The following is a 17,973-nucleotide window of genomic DNA, read 5'->3' on the forward strand; positions in this document are numbered from 1 at the left end:
TGCAGCCCATCGCGACACAAGGCCGCTCCTACAAGGTCCTGCGTATGCCGATCCGTGTGGGAGCGGCCTTGCCGGGGCGCCGGACCGGTCGGAAAGGGGCGCAAAGCGCCCCCATCGGTTCAGTGGGTGGTAAGGCCCGCAGCCCCCATGAACAAGCGCATCACCCACGCGGCCACACCCAGCGCCGCCACGCTCATCGCCCAGATCAGCAACAGCCAACCCAGCCGCTGCCACAGCGGTTTCTTCTCTTCCAAGCCATGCTTGCCGGTCATCATGCGGCCCTCCTAGTGATAGCCGTCTTCATGGGTCACCTTGCCGCGGAACACGTAGTAGCTCCAGAAGGTGTACATGAGGATGAACGGCAGGATGAATAACGTGCCCACCAGCATGAAGCCCTGGCTTTGCGGTGGCGCCGCAGCATCCCAGATCGAGATCGACGGCGGGATGATGTTCGGCCACAGGCTGATGCCCAGGCCGCTGTAGCCAAGGAAGATCAGCACCAGGGTGAGCAGGAACGGCGTGTAGTGCGCGTTGCGTGCCACCGCCTTGAGCAACCCGTAGAAGGTCACCAGCACCAGCAGCGGTACCGGCATGAACCAGATCAGGTTAGGCATGCTGAACCAGCGGTCGGCGATCTGTGGATAAGCGATGGGGGTCCACAGGCTGACGATACCGATCACCACCAGTAGCACCAGCGCCAGCGGCCGGGCCATGTCGTGCATCTTCTGTTGCAGCGGCCCTTCGGTCTTCATGATCAGCCAAGTGCAGCCCAGCAGCGTGTAGGCCACGATCAGCCCCAAGCCACAGAACAGGCTGAACGGGGTAAGCCAATCGAGGGTGCCACCGGCAAAATGGCGGTCGACCACCTTGAAGCCTTCAAGGAAGGCGCCCAAGGCCACGCCCTGGAAGAAGGTAGCGACCAGCGAACCCCAGATGAACGCCTTGTCCCAGATGTGGCGCTTGTCGGCCTTGGCCTTGAAGCGGAACTCGAAGGCCACGCCGCGGAAGATCAGCCCGATCAGCATCAGGATCAATGGCAGGTACAGGGCTTCGAGCACCACGGCATAGGCCATCGGGAACGCCCCGAACAGCCCCGCACCACCCAGGATCAGCCAGGTTTCGTTGCCGTCCCACACCGGGGCGACGGTGTTCATCATTACATCGCGGTCCTGCTCGCCCTTGACGAAGGGGAAGAGCATGCCGATACCCAGGTCGAAGCCGTCCATCACCACGTACATCATGACGCCGAAGATGATGATCACGGCCCAGATCAGCGGAAGGTCGATACCCATGGCTCAGTCCTCCTTGCTCAAGCTGGCAGTCTTGGCCTCATGGCCATCATCGGCGGCAGACAACGGCCGCGCCGGCGTACGTTTCTGGCCAGGGCCGCCCGGTGTGTGTTCGTCGCCTTCGCCGGTCTGTGGCCCTTTGCGCACCAGGCGCATCATGTAGCCAAGGCCGGTACCGAACAGGGCGAAGTACACCACCACGAACGCCACCAGGGTGAAGCCAAGCTGTGCATAACTGTGGTTGGACACACCATCCGCCGTGCGCATCAGGCCATACACCACCCAAGGCTGGCGCCCGATTTCGGTGGTGAACCAGCCGGCCAGCAAGGCGATCAGCCCGGAAGGCCCCATCCATAGCGCCAGGTACAGGAACGGGCGCGAGGTGTAGAGCGTGCCGCGCTTGCGCAACCACAGGCTCCACAGGCCGACGAAGATCATCAGGAAGCCAAGCCCGACCATGATGCGGAACGACCAGAAGACAATGGTCGAGTTGGGCCGGTCCTCAGGTGGGAATTCCTTCATCGCCGGCACCTGCTTGTCCAGGCTGTGGGTGAGGATCAGGCTGCCGAGCGCCGGGATTTCAAGCTTGAAGTGCGTCGTTTCGGCCTTCATGTCGGGGATGCCGAACAGGATCAACGGGGTCGGCTCGCCGGGCACGTTCTCCCAGTGGCCCTCGATGGCAGCGATTTTCACCGGCTGGTGCTTGAGCGTGTTCAGGCCATGGAAGTCGCCGATCACTGCCTGGATCGGGGCGACGATCAGCGCCATCCACATGGCCATCGACAGCATCTTGCGCACCGCCGGGTTGTCACGCCCGCGCAGCAGGTGCCAGGCCGCCGAGGCGCCGACGAAGAACGCCGTGGAGACGAACGCAGCCGTGGCCATGTGCATCAGGCGGTAGGGGAACGAGGGGTTGAACACCACCGCAAACCAGTCCACCGGCACCACCCGGCCATCGATGATCTCGTGGCCTTGCGGGGTTTGCATCCAGCTGTTGGAGGCGAGAATCCAGAAGGTGGATACCAGCGTGCCCAGTGCCACCATGCAGGTGGAGAAAAAGTGCAGGCCGCGGCCTACACGGTTCCAGCCGAACAGCATGACGCCGAGGAAGCCCGCTTCGAGGAAGAAGGCGGTCAGCACCTCGTAGGTCAGCAATGGCCCGGTGACGGCGCCGGCGAACTCGGAGAAGCGGCTCCAGTTGGTACCGAACTGGTAGGCCATGACCAGGCCCGAGACCACGCCCATGCCGAAGTTGACGGCGAAAATTTTCGACCAGAAGTGATAGAGGTCACGGTAGACCTGGTTGTGGGTCCGCAGCCAGAGGCCTTCGAGGACTGCCAGGTAGCTCGCCAGGCCAATGGTGATGGCCGGGAACAGGATGTGGAACGACACGGTAAAGGCAAACTGCATTCGGGCGAGCTCCAGGGCCTCTATTCCGAACATGGTGCTTCCTCTTCAGATAATCCGGCGTCCGGGCTTGTGGCCCCAGTCGCCCACTGCCCCCACTGGGTCGAGTACGGCGTGTTGGAATTGTTCTGTTCGATCGCAGGGATTCCGGCCCAAAGGGCCTATTCGTTGAATCTGGAACGATTGATCCAGATCAACGAATGCTAGGAAGCATAGTCCCGAATGGCCCGGCAAGCCGTGTGGTTGATTGCCGCGTGACCGGTTGCCCCACCCTCTTTCATTACGTGTGAAAAAGTGCCGATCCGGGCAAACAGTAACCGTTTGTTACAAACAGATGATACGCTGCGCAACCCCTCTACTGCGCCGAGGCCCCTGGTTTCCGATGTCTGATTCCGCACCGCAGTTGTTACGTCACCACCGCCCTTTCCTGGCGTTCTGGCTGGCCCGCGTGTTTACCGCCAGCGGCTTCCAGATGCTCACCGTGGCCATTGGCTGGCACCTCTATCAATTGACCGGCAACGTGCTGGACCTGGGCCTGGTCGGCCTGGTGGAATTTGCACCACGGGTGCTGTTCATGCTGCACACCGGGCATGTGGCCGACCGCTATGACCGGCGCAAAGTCGCCGCCCTGTGCCAGAGCCTGCAGGGGCTGATCGCCCTGGCGCTGGCGGTGGGCAGCGCGACTGACAACGTCACCCGAGAACTCATTTTCGCCCTGGCCTTCCTGCTGGGCGCCACACGCTCGTTCGAAATGCCGGCGACTCAGGCGCTGTTGCCCAACGTGGTACCGCCTGGGCTGTTCCCAAGGGCGGTGGCGGCGTCGGCGTCAGCCACCCAGTCGGCGACCATCGTGGCGCCAGCGGTGGGCGGCTTCCTGTATGCCTTTGGCAGCATCTGGGTGTATGGCCCCACCGTGGCCCTGTACGCCATCGCCTGCGTGCTCACCCTGAGCCTGCAGGCACGCGGCCAGGTCGTGCAGCGCGGGCGGGCCAGCATCGAGTCGCTGCTGGCCGGCATTCGCTTCATCCGCAGCCGGCCTGACATCCTCGGCGCTATCTCGCTGGACCTGTTTGCCGTTCTGCTGGGTGGCGCCACCGCGCTGCTGCCGGTGTTCGCCAAGGACATCCTGCTGACCGGCCCGCTGGGCCTTGGCCTTTTGCGTTCGGCGCCGGCAGTGGGCGCATTGCTGATGTCGGTATGGCTGGCGCGCTTCCCGTTCGAGCGCAATGTGGGGCGCACCATGTTCACGGCAGTCGGGGTGTTCGGCGTAGCGACCATCGCCTTCGGCCTGTCGACCTCGTTCTGGTTCTCGCTGGCAGTGCTGGTGGTGCTGGGCGCGGCGGACATGATCAGCATGGTGATTCGCGGGGCTTTCGTGCAACTGGAAACGCCGGATGAAATGCGCGGGCGGGTGAGCGCGGTGAACGGGTTGTTCATTGGTGCCTCGAACCAACTCGGTGAGTTCGAATCCGGGGTGACGGCGCACTGGTTTGGCACAGTGCCAGCGGTGGTGATGGGCGGAGTGGGCACGTTGGTGGTGACCGGGGTGTGGATAAAACTGTTCCCGACACTGGCAAAACGGGATCGGTTGCATAACAACTGAATGGGTGGCCTGTGCCGGCCTCTTCGCGGGCTAGCCCGCTCCCACAGGGATTGCACAGGCTAATAAAAACCCATTCCCCAACGGCCATAGGCCCCCGCCGAGCATGCTGGTATCATGCGCGGCTTTTTTCCTCCCCACACAAAACCACGGCAACCGGTACGGTCTGTGCTTTGCTGATGGGGTCGATACATTCATGGCGCCGGGGGCGCCTTGGGGAGCGGGCATGCTGGAAAGGCTGTTTCAACTAAAAGCACACAACACCAATGTGCGCACCGAGATTCTCGCGGGCGTCACCACCTTCCTGGCCATGGCCTACATCCTGTTCGTCAACCCGAGCATCCTCGGCGAGACCGGCATGGACAAAGGCGCGATCTTCGTCGCCACCTGCCTGGCCGCAGCCATCGGCTCGGTGACCATGGGCCTGATCGCCAACTACCCGATCGCCCTGGCGCCGGGCATGGGCCTGAACGCGTTCTTCACCTACACCGTGGTGCTGCACATGGGCCACACCTGGCAAGTGGCGCTGGGTGCGGTGTTCCTGTCGGCGGTGATGTTCTTCCTGCTGTCGATCTTCCGCATCCGCGAATGGATCGTGAACAGCATCCCGCTGCCGCTGCGCTCGGCGATTGCCGCCGGTATTGGGCTGTTCCTGGCGCTGATCGCGCTGCATAACGCGGGCATCGTCGTCGATAACCCGGCTACCCTGGTGGGCCTGGGCGACCTCAAGCAGCCGGCTCCGATCCTCGCCACCCTGGGCTTCTTCCTGATCGTGGGCCTGGAGTCGCTGAAAGTGCGCGGCGCCGTGCTGATCGGTATCCTCGCGGTGACCATCGCCTCGATCGCGATGGGCGTGACGCCGTTCGGCGGCATCGTCTCCATGCCGCCATCGCTGGCACCGACCTTCCTGCAACTGGACATTGCCGGTGCACTGGACGTAGGCCTGGTCAGCGTGATCTTCGCCTTCCTGTTCGTCGACCTGTTCGACAACTCCGGCACCCTGATCGGCGTGGCCAAGCGCGCCGGTTTGATGGGCAAGGACGGCCACATGCCGAAAATGGGCCGCGCCCTGATCGCCGACAGCACCGCCGCCATGGCCGGTTCGCTGCTGGGCACCTCGACCACCACCAGCTACATCGAATCCGCTGCAGGCGTGAGCGCCGGTGGCCGCACTGGCCTGACCGCCATCGTGGTTGCCGTGCTGTTCCTGCTGGCGCTGTTCTTCGCTCCGCTGGCCGGTAGCGTGCCGGCGTTCGCCACTGCCCCGGCGTTGCTGTTCGTCGCAGTGCTGATGGCTTCGGGCCTGGCAGAAATAAACTGGGACGACGTCACCGAAGCCGCACCGGTGGTGGTGACCGCCCTGGCCATGCCGCTGACCTACTCGATCGCCAACGGTATCGCCTTCGGCTTCATTTCCTGGACCGCCGTCAAGCTGATCTCTGGCCGCCACCGCGACCTGAACCCGGCCCTGGTGATCCTTTCCATCCTGTTCGTCATCAAGCTGGGCTGGTTCAACGCATGAGTGCTGCTTTCGACCCCTCCTCCTACGCCACCCAGCTGGACGCCAAGGTGGCCCGGCTGCGCGAGCTGCTGGCGCCCTTCGGCGCGCCGGAGCCGGCTGTTTTCGACTCGCCGCGCGAGCACTACCGCTTGCGCGCCGAGTTCCGCCTGTGGCGCGAGGATGGCCAGCGCCACTACGCCATGTTTGCCCCGGGCGAGAAGCACAAGGCAATCCTGATCGAGGACTTCCCCATTGCCAGCCAGCGCATCAATGCGCTGATGCCGCGCCTGAAGGCGGCCTGGCAGGCCAGTGAAGAACTGGGCAACCGCCTATTCCAGGTGGAGTTCCTGACCACCCTGGCCGGCGATGCGATGATCACCATGTGCTACCACCGCCCGCTGGACGAGGCGTGGGAAGTGGAAGCGCGGCAACTGGCTGAAGCGCTGGGCGTTAGCGTCATCGGCCGCTCCAAAGGCAAACGCCTGGTGATCGGCCGCGACTACGCAGTGGAAAAGCTCGACGTGGCTGGCCGTGTGTTCAGCTATCGCCAACCGGAAGGCGCGTTCACCCAGCCTAACGGCGCGGTGAACCAGAAGATGCTGAGCTGGGCGTTCGACGCCATCGGCGAGCGTGAAGACGATTTGCTGGAGCTGTACTGCGGTAACGGCAACTTCACCCTGCCGCTGGCTACCCGCGTGCGCCAGGTGCTGGCGACCGAAATCAGCAAGACTTCGGTCAATGCCGCGCTGAGCAACCTCGACGAGAACGCTGTAGATAACGTGCGTTTGGTGCGGTTGTCGGCGGAAGAGCTGACCCAGGCGCTGAATGAGGTGCGGCCGTTCCGTCGTCTGGAAGGCATCGACCTGAAGAGCTATGACTTCGGCACGGTGTTCGTCGATCCGCCGCGCGCGGGGATGGACCCGGACACCTGCGAGCTGACCCGGCGTTTCGAGCGGATTCTGTACATCTCGTGCAACCCGGAAACGCTGGCGGCGAACATTGCCCAGCTGCAGGACACCCACCGCATCGAGCGGTGTGCGTTGTTTGACCAGTTCCCCTATACCCACCATATGGAGAGTGGGGTTCTGCTGGTTCGGCGGTAAACTTCAGATCGCCGGGGCTGCTTTGCAGCCCATCGCGACACAAGGCCGCTCCTACAGGGAGTTGCGTTCCCCTGTAGGAGCGGCCTTGTGTCGCGATGGGCCGCAAAGCGGCCCCAAAGGCTTCACTCAGAAGTCGAAGAAGACCGTCTCCCCTTCCCCCTGAATACGGATATCGAAGCGATACGCCGTTTTCCCGTCCACTTCGCAACGCTTGGCAATCAACGTCTCACGCCGCTGCGGCTGCTCGATCAGGTTCAGCACCGGGCACTTGGCGTTGGCCTGGGCCTCATCATCGAAGTACAGGCGCGTGTGCAGGTGAATGTTGATGCCCCGGGCAAACAGGCTGATGTTGATGTGCGGCGCCATCGGCACGCCAGCCGCGTTGTTCACCACGCCCGGCTTGACCGTGTGCAGCGTCCACTCGCCGGCATCGAAGGTGGTGGCGGTGCGACCAAAGCTGTTGAAGGCGTTTTCCAGGTTGTAGGCATCCTGGTACTCGCCATTGGCGTCGGCTTGCCACACTTCCAGGAACGAGTCGCGCACCAGGTGGCCGTTACCGTCATACACCTGGCCGATCAGCAGAATGTGCTCGCCCGGCGCGTCTGGCTTGGCCAGGCGGTTCCAGATTTCCTGGTCGCGGGTCGGGTTGCCGGCCGCTTCCAGGGCCAGGCCGATGTGCACGTAGGGGCCGGCAGTCTGCGAAGGGGTTTCCGGCAGCAGTTCGATTGGCATGGCGGGGTCCTCAGCAGTTTTCGAAGTGGGTCTTGCGCTGGCCGCGCAGCACGATGTCGAAGCGGTAGGCCAGGCAGTCCATCGGGTTGGCGTTGCTCATGTCGAGCTTGGCGATCAACTGCTGCACGGCTTGCGGGTTGGCGATCGACTTGACGATCGGGCACATCGGGATCAGCGGGTCACCCTCGAAGTACAGCTGGGTGATCAGCTTGGTCGCAATCGACGGGCCGCTGATGGCGAAGTGGATGTGCGCCGGGCGCCAGTCGTTCGGGCCGTTGCGCCATGGGTACGGGCCTGGCTTGATGGTGCGGAAGCTGTAGTAGCCATCACGGTCGGTCAGGCAGCGGCCGACACCACCGAAGTTCGGGTCCAGCGGAGCCAGGTAGCGGTCGTTCTTGTGGCGGTAGCGGCCGCCAGCGTTGGCTTGCCACATCTCCACCAGAGTATTCGGCACAGGCTTGCCGTACTGGTCGACGACCCGGCCGGCAACGATGATGCGCTCGCCGATTGGCAGGCCACCGTTGTTGAAGTTCAGCAGCAGGTCATGGTCGTGGGCACCGAAGCCCAGGTGGGAAAAGTCTGGCCCCGTGGTTTCGCTGATCGACTGTGGGATGCTGACCAGTGCCTGGCGCGGCGAGCGGGCAATGGACGTCTTATAGTCAGGCGTAAGGGCTTTGGGGTGCCAGTTGCGATCACGGATCACGAAGCGGCTGTTGTCCTGTGCGGGCATGCCGGTTTCCTCTCTTGGAATTATGTGAAGGCCTGGGCGTGGCAGGCGGACTTGCAGTTTCTGACAAGTCGCGCGCGATGAATATTGAAATCAGGCACCTTAAACATAACCATATGGTTATGGATTAACACCTTGGCCTGACACCTGCTGCTGTCGTGAACTAATCTTTGTCTTCTTGTTTCACGCTCGGGAGAGCACTCATGGAATGGCGAAAAGGCCGACGCAGCGACAACGTGGTCGATGCCCGAGGCGAAGGTGGCGGTGGCGGCGGCATGCGTTTCGGCGGCGGCAAGGGGCTGGGGCTTGGGGCGATCCTGCTGATCGTCGGCATCGGCTGGCTCACCGGGCAGGACCCGTTGCAGATTCTTGGCCAGCTCGCCGGCCAGATGGAGCAGCAACAGACGCAGGTTGCACCGAGTGGTGCGGGCGGCAAGGCGCCACCGGCCAATGACCAGCAGGCCGAGTTCGTTGCCTCGATCCTGGGCGACACCGAGGACACCTGGAAAGCCCTGTTTGCCGAAGCCGGCAAACAGTACCGCGACCCCAAGCTGGTGCTGTTCAGTGGCCAGGTCAATTCAGCCTGTGGCTTCGCCTCGGCGGCAGTGGGGCCGTTCTATTGCCCGGCAGACCAGCGGGTGTACCTGGACATGTCGTTCTTCCGCGAAATGGAAACCCGCTTTGCTGCCGCTGGCGACTTCGCCCAGGCCTACGTGATCGCTCACGAAATCGGCCACCATGTGCAGACCCTGCTGGGCGTTTCGGCCAAGGTGGATGCCGCGCGCCGCAACGGCCAGCGCATGGAAGGCGACAACGGCCTGCTGGTGCGCCAGGAGCTGCAAGCCGACTGCCTGGCCGGTGTGTGGGCCTACCAGGCCCAAAAGCGCCTGAACTGGCTGGAACCGGGTGACGTCGAAGAAGCTTTGAACGCGGCCAACGCCATTGGCGATGACCGCCTGCAGCAGCAAGGTCGCGGGCGTGTAGTGCCAGACTCGTTCACCCATGGCACTTCGGCGCAGCGCGTGCGCTGGTTCAAGGCCGGGTTTGCCCAGGGCGAGGTGAACAGTTGCGATACCTTCAGTGCGCGTAACCTTTGATACTGATTGGGGCCGCTTTGCAGCCCCAATTTATCCAGTTACAAATCTGCTGAAAAAGCGTTTCAGCTTCCGCAATCATTGCCGATAACCCCTGCACGAATCAGCGGGCATCCAGAACAACAACGCCTGGCGATCGAAGATCAAGAGAGCGAAAACTACTTCTGGAGAGCGTGCATGAACAGCTGGTTCGCCAACATCAGCGTCAACCTCAAACTCGGCCTGGGCTTCGGCCTGGTGCTGGTCCTCACCGGCCTGCTGGCCCTCACCGGCTGGACCAGCCTGGGCAGCCTGATCGACCGCAGCAACTGGATGGGCGACATCGGCCAGCTGAACAAGGACCTCACCGACCTGCGCATTGCGCGTCTGCAGTACATGATCGCCAACGGCGACGATGCCGCCGCCGCCAACACCCAGACCAAACTGGACGCCTTCAGCAAGCAACAGGCCTACCTGGCCAGCACCTTCAAGAGCCCGGAAAACATCAAGCTGCTGAATGAACTGGGCGAAACCATCAGCGCCTACAAGCTGTCGCTGAACAAGATGCGCCAGGGCTACGACGCCACCCGTACCGCGCGCACGGCGATGGACAGCTCGGCAACCCGCGCCGACCAGGCCATGGACACCCTCAGCCAGGAAGTGATGGCTCGCCCCGAGGCCGACAGCGTGCGCCTGGCCCAGTACCAGCTGATCAGCAAGGCCCGCCAGCAACTGTTGCAGGTGCGCATCGATGTACGCGGCTACATTGCCGACAACACTGCCGCCAACGAGCAGGCCGCCCTGCGCCAGCTGGATGCGGCGCTGGCCGATATCGACAACCTCAAGCGCCAGCTGCCCGCCGAAGACGTCCGTCTGCAGCAGTTCGAGCGCTCGGTGCTGGCCTACCGCGACGCCGTCCGCCAATTCCGCGACGCAGTCGCCGACATCACCACCTCACGCGCCGAAATGACCGTACAGGGTGCCGACATCGTCAAGCGCAGTGATGCGCTGTACCAGATCCAGCTGGAGCGCCGCGACATCGAAAGCACCCAGGCCCGCAGCCTGCAGGCCATCGCCACGTTGCTGGCGCTGTTGGTTGGCGTGCTGGCAGCGGTGCTGATCACCCGCCAGATCACCGGCCCGCTGCGTGAAACCCTGGGCGCGGTGGAAAAGATCGCCAGCGGCGACCTTACCCAGCACCTGCGCGTCACCCGTCGCGATGAGTTGGGCGTGTTGCAGCAAGGCATCGCACGCATGGGCACCACCCTGCGCGAGCTGATCACCGGCATTCGCGATGGCGTCACCCAGATCGCCAGCGCCGCCGAAGAGCTGTCGGCAGTCACCGAACAGACCAGCGCGGGCGCCAACAGCCAGAAGGTCGAGACCGACCAGGTGGCCACCGCCATGCACGAAATGGCCGCCACCGTTCAGGAAGTGGCACGCAACGCCGAGCAGGCCTCTCATGCCGCCACCGGTGCCGACGACGAAGCCCGTGCCGGCGATCGCGTGGTGGGCGAGGCGATTGGCCAGATCGAGCGCCTGGCCGAAGACATGCACCGCTCCACCGAAGCCATGAACCTGCTGCAGCAGGAAAGCCAGAAGATCGGCAGCGTGATGGACGTGATCAAGTCGGTGGCCGAACAGACCAACCTGCTGGCGCTGAACGCAGCGATCGAAGCGGCGCGTGCTGGCGAGGCCGGGCGTGGATTTGCCGTGGTTGCCGACGAAGTGCGCGGCCTGGCGCAGCGCACGCAGAAGTCCACCGAAGAAATCGAAGAGCTGATTGCCAGCCTGCAACATGGCACCCAGCAAGTGGCGAACGCCATGCAGGGCAGCCGTACCCTCACCGACAGCAGCGTCGAGCTGGCACGCAAGGCCGGGGCTTCGCTGGAGAGCATCACCAGCACGGTGTCGAGCATCCAGTCGATGAACCAGCAGATTGCAGCGGCGGCAGAGCAGCAGAGCGCGGTGGCTGAAGAGATCAGCCGTAGCATTCTGAATGTGCGTGATGTGTCGGAGCAGACGGCAGCGGCCAGTGACGAGACGGCGGCGTCGAGTGTGGAGCTGGCGCGGTTGGGTGGGCAGTTGCAGACGCTGGTCAGCCAGTTCCGCGTCTGACCTCAAAATTGTGGGGCCGCTTTGCGGCCCATCGCGACACAAGGCCGCTCCTACAGGAGATCGCGGAACCCTGTAGGAGCGGCCTTGCCGGGGCGCCGGACCGGTCGGATAGGAGGGCAAAGCCCTCCCAGCAATCTGGCAGGTATTACTTGACGATCATCCCCACCCCACGCCCACGCGGATCGGAAGCGGTCTCAAGCTTCGCCCCGTCCACCCGGATCGCCTGGATATCGCCCATCTCCCAGCCCTGATCCTCCAGCACATAACCCATCTTCTTCAACTTATCCGCCTCCGGCCCGGTCAACGGCGCATAGGCATCAAAGTAGATGGTGTCCTTGGGCAGCAACTGATGGTGCACCCGCTGCGCCGCCACCGCCTTGGCTAGCGGCATATCGTAGTCGTACAGGTTGTTCATCACCTGGAAGATCGAGGTAAAGATCCGCGAGCCACCCGGGGTACCGATCACCAGTTCGACTTTGCCATCGCGGGTCATCAGGCTAGGGCTCATCGACGACAGCATGCGCTTGCCCGGTTCGATGGCATTGGCATCGCCCCCCACCACACCAAAGGCATTCGCCGCCCCCGGCTTGGCGCTGAAGTCATCCATCTCGTCGTTGAGCAGGAAGCCTGCCCCCTTCACCACCACGCCACTGCCGTAGTCGAGGTTGAGGGTGTAGGTGTTGCTGACCGCGTTGCCCTGCTTGTCGACGATGGAGAAGTGCGTGGTCTGGTGCGGCTCAAGGCCCGGCTTGACCTTGTCGGTGTCGGAAATGGCCTTCGGGTTGACCTGCGCGGCACGCTTGGCCAGGTAGTCCTTGGCCACCAGTTTATCCACAGGTACCTTGGTGAACGCCGGGTCACCGAGGTAGTCGGCACGGTCGGCGAACACGCGCTTCTCGATCTCGGCCAACAGGTGGATGTACTGCGCCGAGTTGTGCGCCACCCCTTTGAAGTCCGCCGCGCGGTCTTCCTTGATACCCAGCAGCTGGGCCAGGGCCACACCGCCAGAACTTGGCGGTGGCGCGGTGTAGACCACGTTGCCACGCCAGCTCACGGCCATCGGCTCACGCCATACGGCCTTGTAGTCCTTCAGGTCTTCCTTGGTGATCAGGCCTTTGTCAGCCTGCATCTGCGCCACCAACAGGTCGGCGGTCTTGCCCTGGTAGAACTCGCTCACGCCTTTGTCAGCGATACGTTCCAGTGTCTGGGCCATTTCTGGCTGTTTGAACAGTTCACCGACCTTCATGTTGCCGAAGTAGTCGTTGAAGTTGGTCGCCGTCTTGAACATGCCTTGGGCATCGTTGCGGTACTGGTACTGCTTCTCCGCCACCTTGAAGCCGTTTTTCGCATAGCCGATGGCCGGGGTCAGCAGCTCGCTCCAGGGCAGCTTGCCGAACTTCTTGTGTGCCTCCCACAGGCCCATCACGGTGCCGGGCACACCTGCTGCACGCACCCCGACCAGGCTGAGGTTCTCGATGACTTCGCCCTTGTCATCCAGGTACATGTTGCGCGTGGCTGCCTTTGGCGCGACTTCGCGGTAGTCGAGGAAGTAAGGCTTGCCGTCGACGAACAGGGTCATGAACCCGCCACCACCAATGTTGCCGGCTTCGGGGTACGTCACCGCCAAGGTGAAGGCAGTGGCCACCGCGGCATCCACCGCGTTACCACCCTTTTTCAGAATATCGGCAGCCACCTGTGCACCATATTGATCGGGGGCAGCCACCGCGCCACCCTCCAGCGTGGCGGCGTAAACCGAGGAACAGCTCAGGATCGCGGCTGCGAGAGCCAGGTACTGGAATGGAACAATACGCATGACACTTCCTTGGTGTTGTTTTTGTTGAGCAGTCAGTAAGGCCGAAGCGGTTCGACTGCGCAATAACACGTAGGAAGTTTCGCCGCCTGCGGACAGGATTTGTCGCGTTCAGGCAACTCAGCAGGCGTACATCGCCAGCTTGCGCTGGATGAAATCGAGGAAGCACTGGATACGCAATGCCAGCTGGGTGTTGCGGTAGTACACCGCATGAATCGGCTGGCGGTAGCCATTGTTGGCCTCGCTCAGCAGCACCTGCAGGCGCCCGGTGCGAATGTCCTCGTGGGTCATGAAGTGTGAAAGGCTGACGATGCCCTCGCCGGCCAGCGCCAGCTGGCGCAGGGTCTCGCCACTGGAAGCGATCAGCGCCGGGCGAATGCTCCAACGGTCACCCTGGGCATGGCGCAGTGGCCACTGGTTGAGCGACTCGGGCTGGCTGAAACCTAACAGGCAATGATTGGCCAGGTCCTCGACCTGCTGCGGTGTACCGTGCTGCTCAAGGTAAGCCGGGCTGGCCAGCACCTGCACCGGGCTGCAACCGAGGTTGCGTGCGTGCAGGCTGGAGTCGGCCAGCTCACCGATGCGGATCGCCACGTCGGTGCTCTGCTCCAGCAGGTCGATGATCAGGTCGTCGGTGTTCAGTTCCAGCTCGATGCCCGGGTACTGGCGGCGAAACTCGCCGATCCACGGCAAGATGGCATGCAGCATGAACGGCGCGGCCGCATTGATGCGCAGGCGCCCGGTAGCGGTCTGGCGGTTCATCGACAGGCGCTCTTCCATCTCGTCCATCTGCTCCAGTACCTGCCGCGAACGCTCAAGGAAAAAGCGCCCTTCCTCGGTCAGGTCCATACGCCGGGTGGTGCGGTTGACCAAGGTAGTGCCGAGCTTGCCCTCCAGGCGCGACAAGGTACGGCTGACGGCGGACGGGGTCTGGCCCATCTGCTCGGCAGCGGCAGAGATCGAGCCGCAGTCGATGACGGCGACGAACACCTGGAGTTCTTCGGATCGGGTTTTCACATTCGGGCCTGCGGCAGCTACTTGCCTGGATTAGATCGCCTTGCCGAACACCTTGTCCAGATGTGCTTCATAAGCCGCCAGTGCCGCCGGTACATCCGGGCGCTTCATCACATCCACGGCCAGGAAGGTTGGCAGGCCGGTCATGCCGAGGAACTGGTTGGCCTTGTGGAACGGGAAGTACACCGCATCCACACCCTTGCCTTCGAAGAAATCGGCGGGGTCATCGAATGCCTGCTGCGGCGCGTTCCAGGTCAGCGACAGCATGTACTGCTTGCCATGTACCAAACCACCGCTGCCGTACTTTTGCGAGTGGTCCGAACGGGTGCGGCCATCGTTGGCGTAAAGGCTGCCATGGCCAGCGGTGAAGACTTCATCGATGTACTTCTTCACGGTCCAGGGCGCGCCCATCCACCACCCCGGCATTTGATAGATGATGACATCGGCCCAGAGGAACTTCTCCACTTCGGCCTGCACGTCGTAGCCGCCGTCGATGAACGTCTCCTGCACATCGAAACCGGCGCGGTCCAGGTGAGCGATGGCCGCTTCGTGCAAGGTCGCGTTGAGGCGGCCATCGGAGTGAGCGAACTGTTTACCACCATTGAGCAGAAGGATCTTTTTCATGCTGGCCTCCCCGGCCGGGTCAGAATTCATGCCGGCAGGTTAGAGACTCATGGGGGTGGGATACAGCGATGACGGGGCAAAATACAATTGACCAGAAGTCACGAATGCGCAGCATATTATTGCCGTAGAATCGGTTCACCTTCCATCACCGAGTAGCGCCCCATGAGCGAGCAGTTCGCCTTCATCCTCAAAGCCAAGACCCGCCCGGAAATGGCTGACGCCTTCGAAAACCTGTTCCGCCCTTACGTCGAGCCAAGCCGCCAGGAGCCGGGCTGCATCGAGTACCACATGCTGCGTGACCAGCAGGACCCGAGCCTGTTCGTGTTCTTCGAAGTGTGGGCCGACCAGGCTGCGCTGGATGTGCATTCGGCCCTGCCGCACATGGCCGCGTTCTTCGAAAAGCGCATGGATTACCTGGAGCGCGACTTCGATATCCAGCGGGTCGACATGCTCAGCGCCTCAAGCGCTAGCCGTTGATCAGCAAATGGCCGCCCAGTGCGGCCAGGCCGATGAAAAAGCAACGTTTGAACACCAGCGCGCTGATGCGCTGACGCAACCACTGGCCGACCAGCATGCCGAGCAATGCTGGCGCCAGCATCAGCAGCGAAGCCCCCAACGCCTGGCCACCCAAGGCATCCTGCCCGGCCAGGCCAACGGCCAGCGCCAGAGTCGAAACCGTGAACGACAGGCCCAGGGCCTGGATCAGTTGCTCGCGGCTCAGGCCCAGGCTCTGCAGGTAGGGCACAGCCGGTATCACGAACACTCCGGTTGCCGCCGTGACGACCCCCGTCACCAGCCCACAAACCGGCCCCAGCCAGCGCTCGTGCGCCACCACCACTTGCAAACCTTGGCCAATCAGCCCGTACACCGCATACACCAGCAAGGCCGCACCCAGTGCGTGGACGGCCCATGGGCCGCTGTTGATGCCCAACCAGGCGCTGCCCAGCAAGGTGCCAATGAAGATGAGTGCCAGCATCGGGCCTAGCCGCACCAGCAAGGCCTGAAGGTGCCCGCCACTTGCCAATTGCCAAAGGTTGGTGAGGGTCGAAGGCACGATCAGCAGCGCAGCAGCCTGCGCCGGTGACATAGCCAGGCCCAGCAGGCCCATGGCGATGGTCGGCATACCCAGGCCGATCACCCCTTTGACGGCGCCGGCCAGCAGGAAGGTCAGCACGACCAGCAGTGAGAGCGCTGGGCCAATGTTCTGGTAGAAAGCGAGCAAGGTAGTCATGGGCCGATGATGGCGTGTGGCGGGCGGTCTGAAAATCTGCCATACCATTAGCCAGACTCTTGCATAGACAGAGCCACATGCATTTCGACCTGATCGACCTGAAGCTGTTCCAGCACACCCTGGAGTGCGGCAACATTACCGCCGGTGCCAGCCGTAGCCATCTATCGCTGCCGGCAGCCAGTGCGCGCATCCGCGCCATGGAGGCATCGCTGGGTATCCCGTTGCTCGAACGCAACCGCCGCGGCGTGCAGCCGACTCCAGCCGGCCAGGCGCTATTGCAGCATGCCAGGCTGATTGCACAGCAGGTCGAACGCCTGCAGTTCGACCTGGGCCAGTACACGCAGGGGCGGCAGGGCCAGGTACGCCTGCTGTGCAACACCGCTGCGCTCACGGAGTACCTGCCTGAGTTACTGGCGTGTTACCTGGCTGAAAACCCGGGCGTTAGCATTGATGTGCAAGAGCTACCGAGCTTGCGCATCGTGCAGGCGATTACCCAAGGCATGGCGGACCTGGGCATCGTATCCACCGCTGCGCCGAGCGAGCATCTGCAAACCCGGCCGTTTCGCGATGATCCGCTGGTGCTCGTGACGCCTGTTGGCCACCCGCTGGCCAGTGCGCCCTCGCCCAGCTTCATCGACAGCCTGGCGCATGGCTATGTCGGGCTGGGGGCCGGCAGCGCATTGGCGTTGTACCTGGAGGAGCAGGCATTGCGTGAGGGGCGGCGTATGCAGGTAAGAGTGCGGGCCGAAGGGTTTGACGGGGTGATCCGCATGGTTGCAGGCGGGGCCGGTATCGGGGTGGTGCCGATGGCGGCGGTGAAGCGCTGGCAGGGGATGTTGCCGCTACACTGGGTGGCCCTGGCGGAACCCTGGGCCAACCGCCGGTTGCTGGTTTGTGCGCGGGATTTTGCGGCGTTGCCAGGGTATACGTCGGGGTTGGTTGATCGGTTGTTGGAAGCCTGAGACTACATCGCTGCCTGCCATGACGCATTCGCGGGTGAACCCGCTCCCACAGGGTATGCAGTCGCTCCCGGGTTGGCGCTATACCTGGAGGAGCGGGTTTACCCGCGAAGAAGGCTCACACACAATGGCGCCATGTCGCCCCACTAAAAAGGACTTTCCAGTGGCATCGATCTACCAGCTCAAACCGCGCTTCCAGGCCCTGCTGCGTCCAACCGTCCAGCGCCTGCATGACCGGGGCGTCACCGCCAACCAGGTCACCGTCACCGCCGCCGTGGTATCAATCCTGCTGGGCTTGCTGCTGGCCGCCCTGCCCCATGCCACTTGGCTGTTCATCCTGGTGCCAGTGTGGATGCTGCTGCGCATGGCGCTGAATGCCGTCGACGGCATGCTGGCCCGGGAGTTCGGCCAGCAATCCACCCTCGGCGCCTACCTCAACGAACTCTGCGACGTGATCGCCGACGCCGCCCTGTACCTGCCCTTCGCCCTGCTGGCCGGGGTGTCACCGACGCTGGTGATACTGGTGGTGCTGTGTGCCACCTTCAGCGAATACGCCGGGGTCATGGGCCCGCTGGCCGGCGCCTCACGGCGTTATGACGGCCCCATGGGCAAAAGCGACCGCGCCTTTGCCTTCGGCGTGCTGGGCACCGGCGTCGCCTTTGGCCTGCTGAACGGCAGCTGGATCAATGGTTTGCTGCTGGTCATCCTCGCGCTCTCGCTCTATACCCTCTACAACCGGGTTCGCCAGGGGCTGGCCGAAACCCGCAGAGCCTAAAATCGTCGCA

Annotated in this window: 17 protein-coding genes; 8 read left to right on the forward strand and 9 right to left on the reverse strand. The window is 63.2% G+C overall.

Annotated elements, in window-relative coordinates:
- Positions 1 to 119: 119 nt before the first annotated feature.
- Genes QQ992_RS24015 through QQ992_RS24025 form a run of 3 tightly spaced genes read right to left on the reverse strand, consistent with a single transcriptional unit; the run spans position 120 to position 2,732 of the window.
- The gene (locus tag QQ992_RS24015; protein WP_016713451.1) at positions 120 to 275 is read right to left on the reverse strand and encodes a DUF2474 domain-containing protein; all 156 of its coding nucleotides are present in this window, start codon (positions 273 to 275) and stop codon (positions 120 to 122) included.
- A gap of 9 nt (positions 276 to 284) precedes the next feature.
- The gene (cydB, locus tag QQ992_RS24020) at positions 285 to 1,292 is read right to left on the reverse strand and encodes a cytochrome d ubiquinol oxidase subunit II (RefSeq protein WP_016713450.1); all 1,008 of its coding nucleotides are present in this window, start codon (positions 1,290 to 1,292) and stop codon (positions 285 to 287) included.
- Between the two features lie 3 nt (positions 1,293 to 1,295).
- Entirely contained in the window at positions 1,296 to 2,732 is a 1,437-nt protein-coding gene (locus QQ992_RS24025; protein ID WP_025754001.1) for a cytochrome ubiquinol oxidase subunit I, read from the reverse strand.
- Between the two features lie 346 nt (positions 2,733 to 3,078).
- Between QQ992_RS24025 and QQ992_RS24030 the strand changes: the two genes are divergently transcribed.
- The 3 genes from QQ992_RS24030 to trmA all read left to right on the forward strand — a co-directional run bounded on the left by QQ992_RS24030 (position 3,079) and on the right by trmA (position 6,900).
- On the forward strand, positions 3,079 to 4,299 hold the full coding sequence (locus tag QQ992_RS24030; protein ID WP_119371432.1) for an MFS transporter: 1,221 nt from the start codon (positions 3,079 to 3,081) through the stop codon (positions 4,297 to 4,299).
- Positions 4,300 to 4,522: 223 nt separating this feature from the next.
- Complete coding sequence (locus tag QQ992_RS24035) at positions 4,523 to 5,818, forward strand: NCS2 family permease (protein WP_119371433.1); 1,296 nt, start codon at positions 4,523 to 4,525, stop codon at positions 5,816 to 5,818.
- Positions 5,815 to 6,900 (forward strand): tRNA (uridine(54)-C5)-methyltransferase TrmA, encoded by a 1,086-nt coding sequence (trmA, locus tag QQ992_RS24040; protein ID WP_286111295.1) that lies wholly within the window; start codon positions 5,815 to 5,817, stop codon positions 6,898 to 6,900. The genes QQ992_RS24035 and trmA overlap by 4 nt, the downstream gene beginning before the upstream one ends.
- Before the next feature lie 126 nt (positions 6,901 to 7,026).
- Here trmA and pcaG read toward each other — a convergent pair whose 3' ends face one another.
- Both pcaG and pcaH read right to left on the reverse strand, forming a co-directional pair.
- Entirely contained in the window at positions 7,027 to 7,632 is a 606-nt protein-coding gene (gene pcaG / locus QQ992_RS24045) for a protocatechuate 3,4-dioxygenase subunit alpha (protein ID WP_012274187.1), read from the reverse strand.
- A 10-nt stretch (positions 7,633 to 7,642) separates the two neighbouring features.
- Positions 7,643 to 8,362 carry a protocatechuate 3,4-dioxygenase subunit beta gene (gene pcaH / locus QQ992_RS24050; protein WP_003251597.1) on the reverse strand — a complete coding sequence of 240 codons (720 nt, stop codon included), beginning with the start codon at positions 8,360 to 8,362 and terminating at the stop codon, positions 7,643 to 7,645.
- Positions 8,363 to 8,562: 200 nt separating this feature from the next.
- On the opposite strand from pcaH, the gene ypfJ reads away from it, so the two are divergent.
- Positions 8,563 to 9,456 carry a KPN_02809 family neutral zinc metallopeptidase gene (ypfJ, locus tag QQ992_RS24055; protein ID WP_016713442.1) on the forward strand — a complete coding sequence of 298 codons (894 nt, stop codon included), beginning with the start codon at positions 8,563 to 8,565 and terminating at the stop codon, positions 9,454 to 9,456.
- A gap of 174 nt (positions 9,457 to 9,630) precedes the next feature.
- Entirely contained in the window at positions 9,631 to 11,550 is a 1,920-nt protein-coding gene (locus QQ992_RS24060; protein WP_286111296.1) for a methyl-accepting chemotaxis protein, read from the forward strand.
- A 145-nt stretch (positions 11,551 to 11,695) separates the two neighbouring features.
- Here the strand turns inward: QQ992_RS24060 and ggt are convergent, their stop codons facing one another.
- The 3 genes from ggt to mdaB form a co-directional block, all read right to left on the reverse strand.
- Entirely contained in the window at positions 11,696 to 13,363 is a 1,668-nt protein-coding gene (gene ggt, locus QQ992_RS24065; RefSeq protein ID WP_286111297.1) for a gamma-glutamyltransferase, read from the reverse strand.
- A 117-nt stretch (positions 13,364 to 13,480) separates the two neighbouring features.
- Positions 13,481 to 14,377, reverse strand: coding sequence for a LysR family transcriptional regulator (locus QQ992_RS24070; protein WP_028699858.1), 897 nt, complete (start codon positions 14,375 to 14,377; stop codon positions 13,481 to 13,483).
- 30 nt (positions 14,378 to 14,407) lie between these two features.
- Positions 14,408 to 14,998 (reverse strand): NADPH:quinone oxidoreductase MdaB, encoded by a 591-nt coding sequence (gene mdaB, locus QQ992_RS24075; protein WP_060500016.1) that lies wholly within the window; start codon positions 14,996 to 14,998, stop codon positions 14,408 to 14,410.
- A 162-nt stretch (positions 14,999 to 15,160) separates the two neighbouring features.
- On the opposite strand from mdaB, the gene QQ992_RS24080 reads away from it, so the two are divergent.
- Positions 15,161 to 15,475: a putative quinol monooxygenase gene (locus tag QQ992_RS24080; RefSeq protein ID WP_016713437.1), complete on the forward strand. Its 315-nt coding sequence runs from the start codon at positions 15,161 to 15,163 to the stop codon at positions 15,473 to 15,475.
- Here the strand turns inward: QQ992_RS24080 and QQ992_RS24085 are convergent.
- Positions 15,465 to 16,229, reverse strand: coding sequence for a sulfite exporter TauE/SafE family protein (locus QQ992_RS24085; RefSeq protein WP_286111298.1), 765 nt, complete (start codon positions 16,227 to 16,229; stop codon positions 15,465 to 15,467). The two genes, QQ992_RS24080 and QQ992_RS24085, sit on opposite strands and share 11 nt — an antisense overlap.
- 77 nt (positions 16,230 to 16,306) lie before the next feature.
- Between QQ992_RS24085 and QQ992_RS24090 the strand changes: the two genes are divergently transcribed.
- Both QQ992_RS24090 and QQ992_RS24095 read left to right on the forward strand, forming a co-directional pair.
- The gene (locus QQ992_RS24090) at positions 16,307 to 17,191 is read left to right on the forward strand and encodes a LysR family transcriptional regulator (protein WP_286111300.1); all 885 of its coding nucleotides are present in this window, start codon (positions 16,307 to 16,309) and stop codon (positions 17,189 to 17,191) included.
- Positions 17,192 to 17,351: 160 nt separating this feature from the next.
- On the forward strand, positions 17,352 to 17,963 hold the full coding sequence (locus tag QQ992_RS24095) for a CDP-alcohol phosphatidyltransferase family protein (protein WP_286111301.1): 612 nt from the start codon (positions 17,352 to 17,354) through the stop codon (positions 17,961 to 17,963).
- The last annotated feature ends 10 nt before the right edge of the window (positions 17,964 to 17,973 follow it).

The sequence above is a fragment of the Pseudomonas kurunegalensis genome (assembly GCF_030291635.1).
GTDB classification, from domain to species: Bacteria; Pseudomonadota; Gammaproteobacteria; order Pseudomonadales; family Pseudomonadaceae; genus Aquipseudomonas; species Aquipseudomonas monteilii.

Coding starts and splice junctions, on each gene's coding strand:
- QQ992_RS24015 (WP_016713451.1), bottom strand. CDS start 275: ATGATGACCGGCAAGCATGGCTTGGAAGAGAAGAAACCGCTGTGGCAG.
- cydB (WP_016713450.1), bottom strand. CDS start 1,292: ATGGGTATCGACCTTCCGCTGATCTGGGCCGTGATCATCATCTTCGGC.
- QQ992_RS24025 (WP_025754001.1), bottom strand. CDS start 2,732: ATGTTCGGAATAGAGGCCCTGGAGCTCGCCCGAATGCAGTTTGCCTTT.
- QQ992_RS24030 (WP_119371432.1), top strand. CDS start 3,079: ATGTCTGATTCCGCACCGCAGTTGTTACGTCACCACCGCCCTTTCCTG.
- QQ992_RS24035 (WP_119371433.1), top strand. CDS start 4,523: ATGCTGGAAAGGCTGTTTCAACTAAAAGCACACAACACCAATGTGCGC.
- trmA (WP_286111295.1), top strand. CDS start 5,815: ATGAGTGCTGCTTTCGACCCCTCCTCCTACGCCACCCAGCTGGACGCC.
- pcaG (WP_012274187.1), bottom strand. CDS start 7,632: ATGCCAATCGAACTGCTGCCGGAAACCCCTTCGCAGACTGCCGGCCCC.
- pcaH (WP_003251597.1), bottom strand. CDS start 8,362: ATGCCCGCACAGGACAACAGCCGCTTCGTGATCCGTGATCGCAACTGG.
- ypfJ (WP_016713442.1), top strand. CDS start 8,563: ATGGAATGGCGAAAAGGCCGACGCAGCGACAACGTGGTCGATGCCCGA.
- QQ992_RS24060 (WP_286111296.1), top strand. CDS start 9,631: ATGAACAGCTGGTTCGCCAACATCAGCGTCAACCTCAAACTCGGCCTG.
- ggt (WP_286111297.1), bottom strand. CDS start 13,363: ATGCGTATTGTTCCATTCCAGTACCTGGCTCTCGCAGCCGCGATCCTG.
- mdaB (WP_060500016.1), bottom strand. CDS start 14,998: ATGAAAAAGATCCTTCTGCTCAATGGTGGTAAACAGTTCGCTCACTCC.
- QQ992_RS24080 (WP_016713437.1), top strand. CDS start 15,161: ATGAGCGAGCAGTTCGCCTTCATCCTCAAAGCCAAGACCCGCCCGGAA.
- QQ992_RS24085 (WP_286111298.1), bottom strand. CDS start 16,229: ATGACTACCTTGCTCGCTTTCTACCAGAACATTGGCCCAGCGCTCTCA.
- QQ992_RS24090 (WP_286111300.1), top strand. CDS start 16,307: ATGCATTTCGACCTGATCGACCTGAAGCTGTTCCAGCACACCCTGGAG.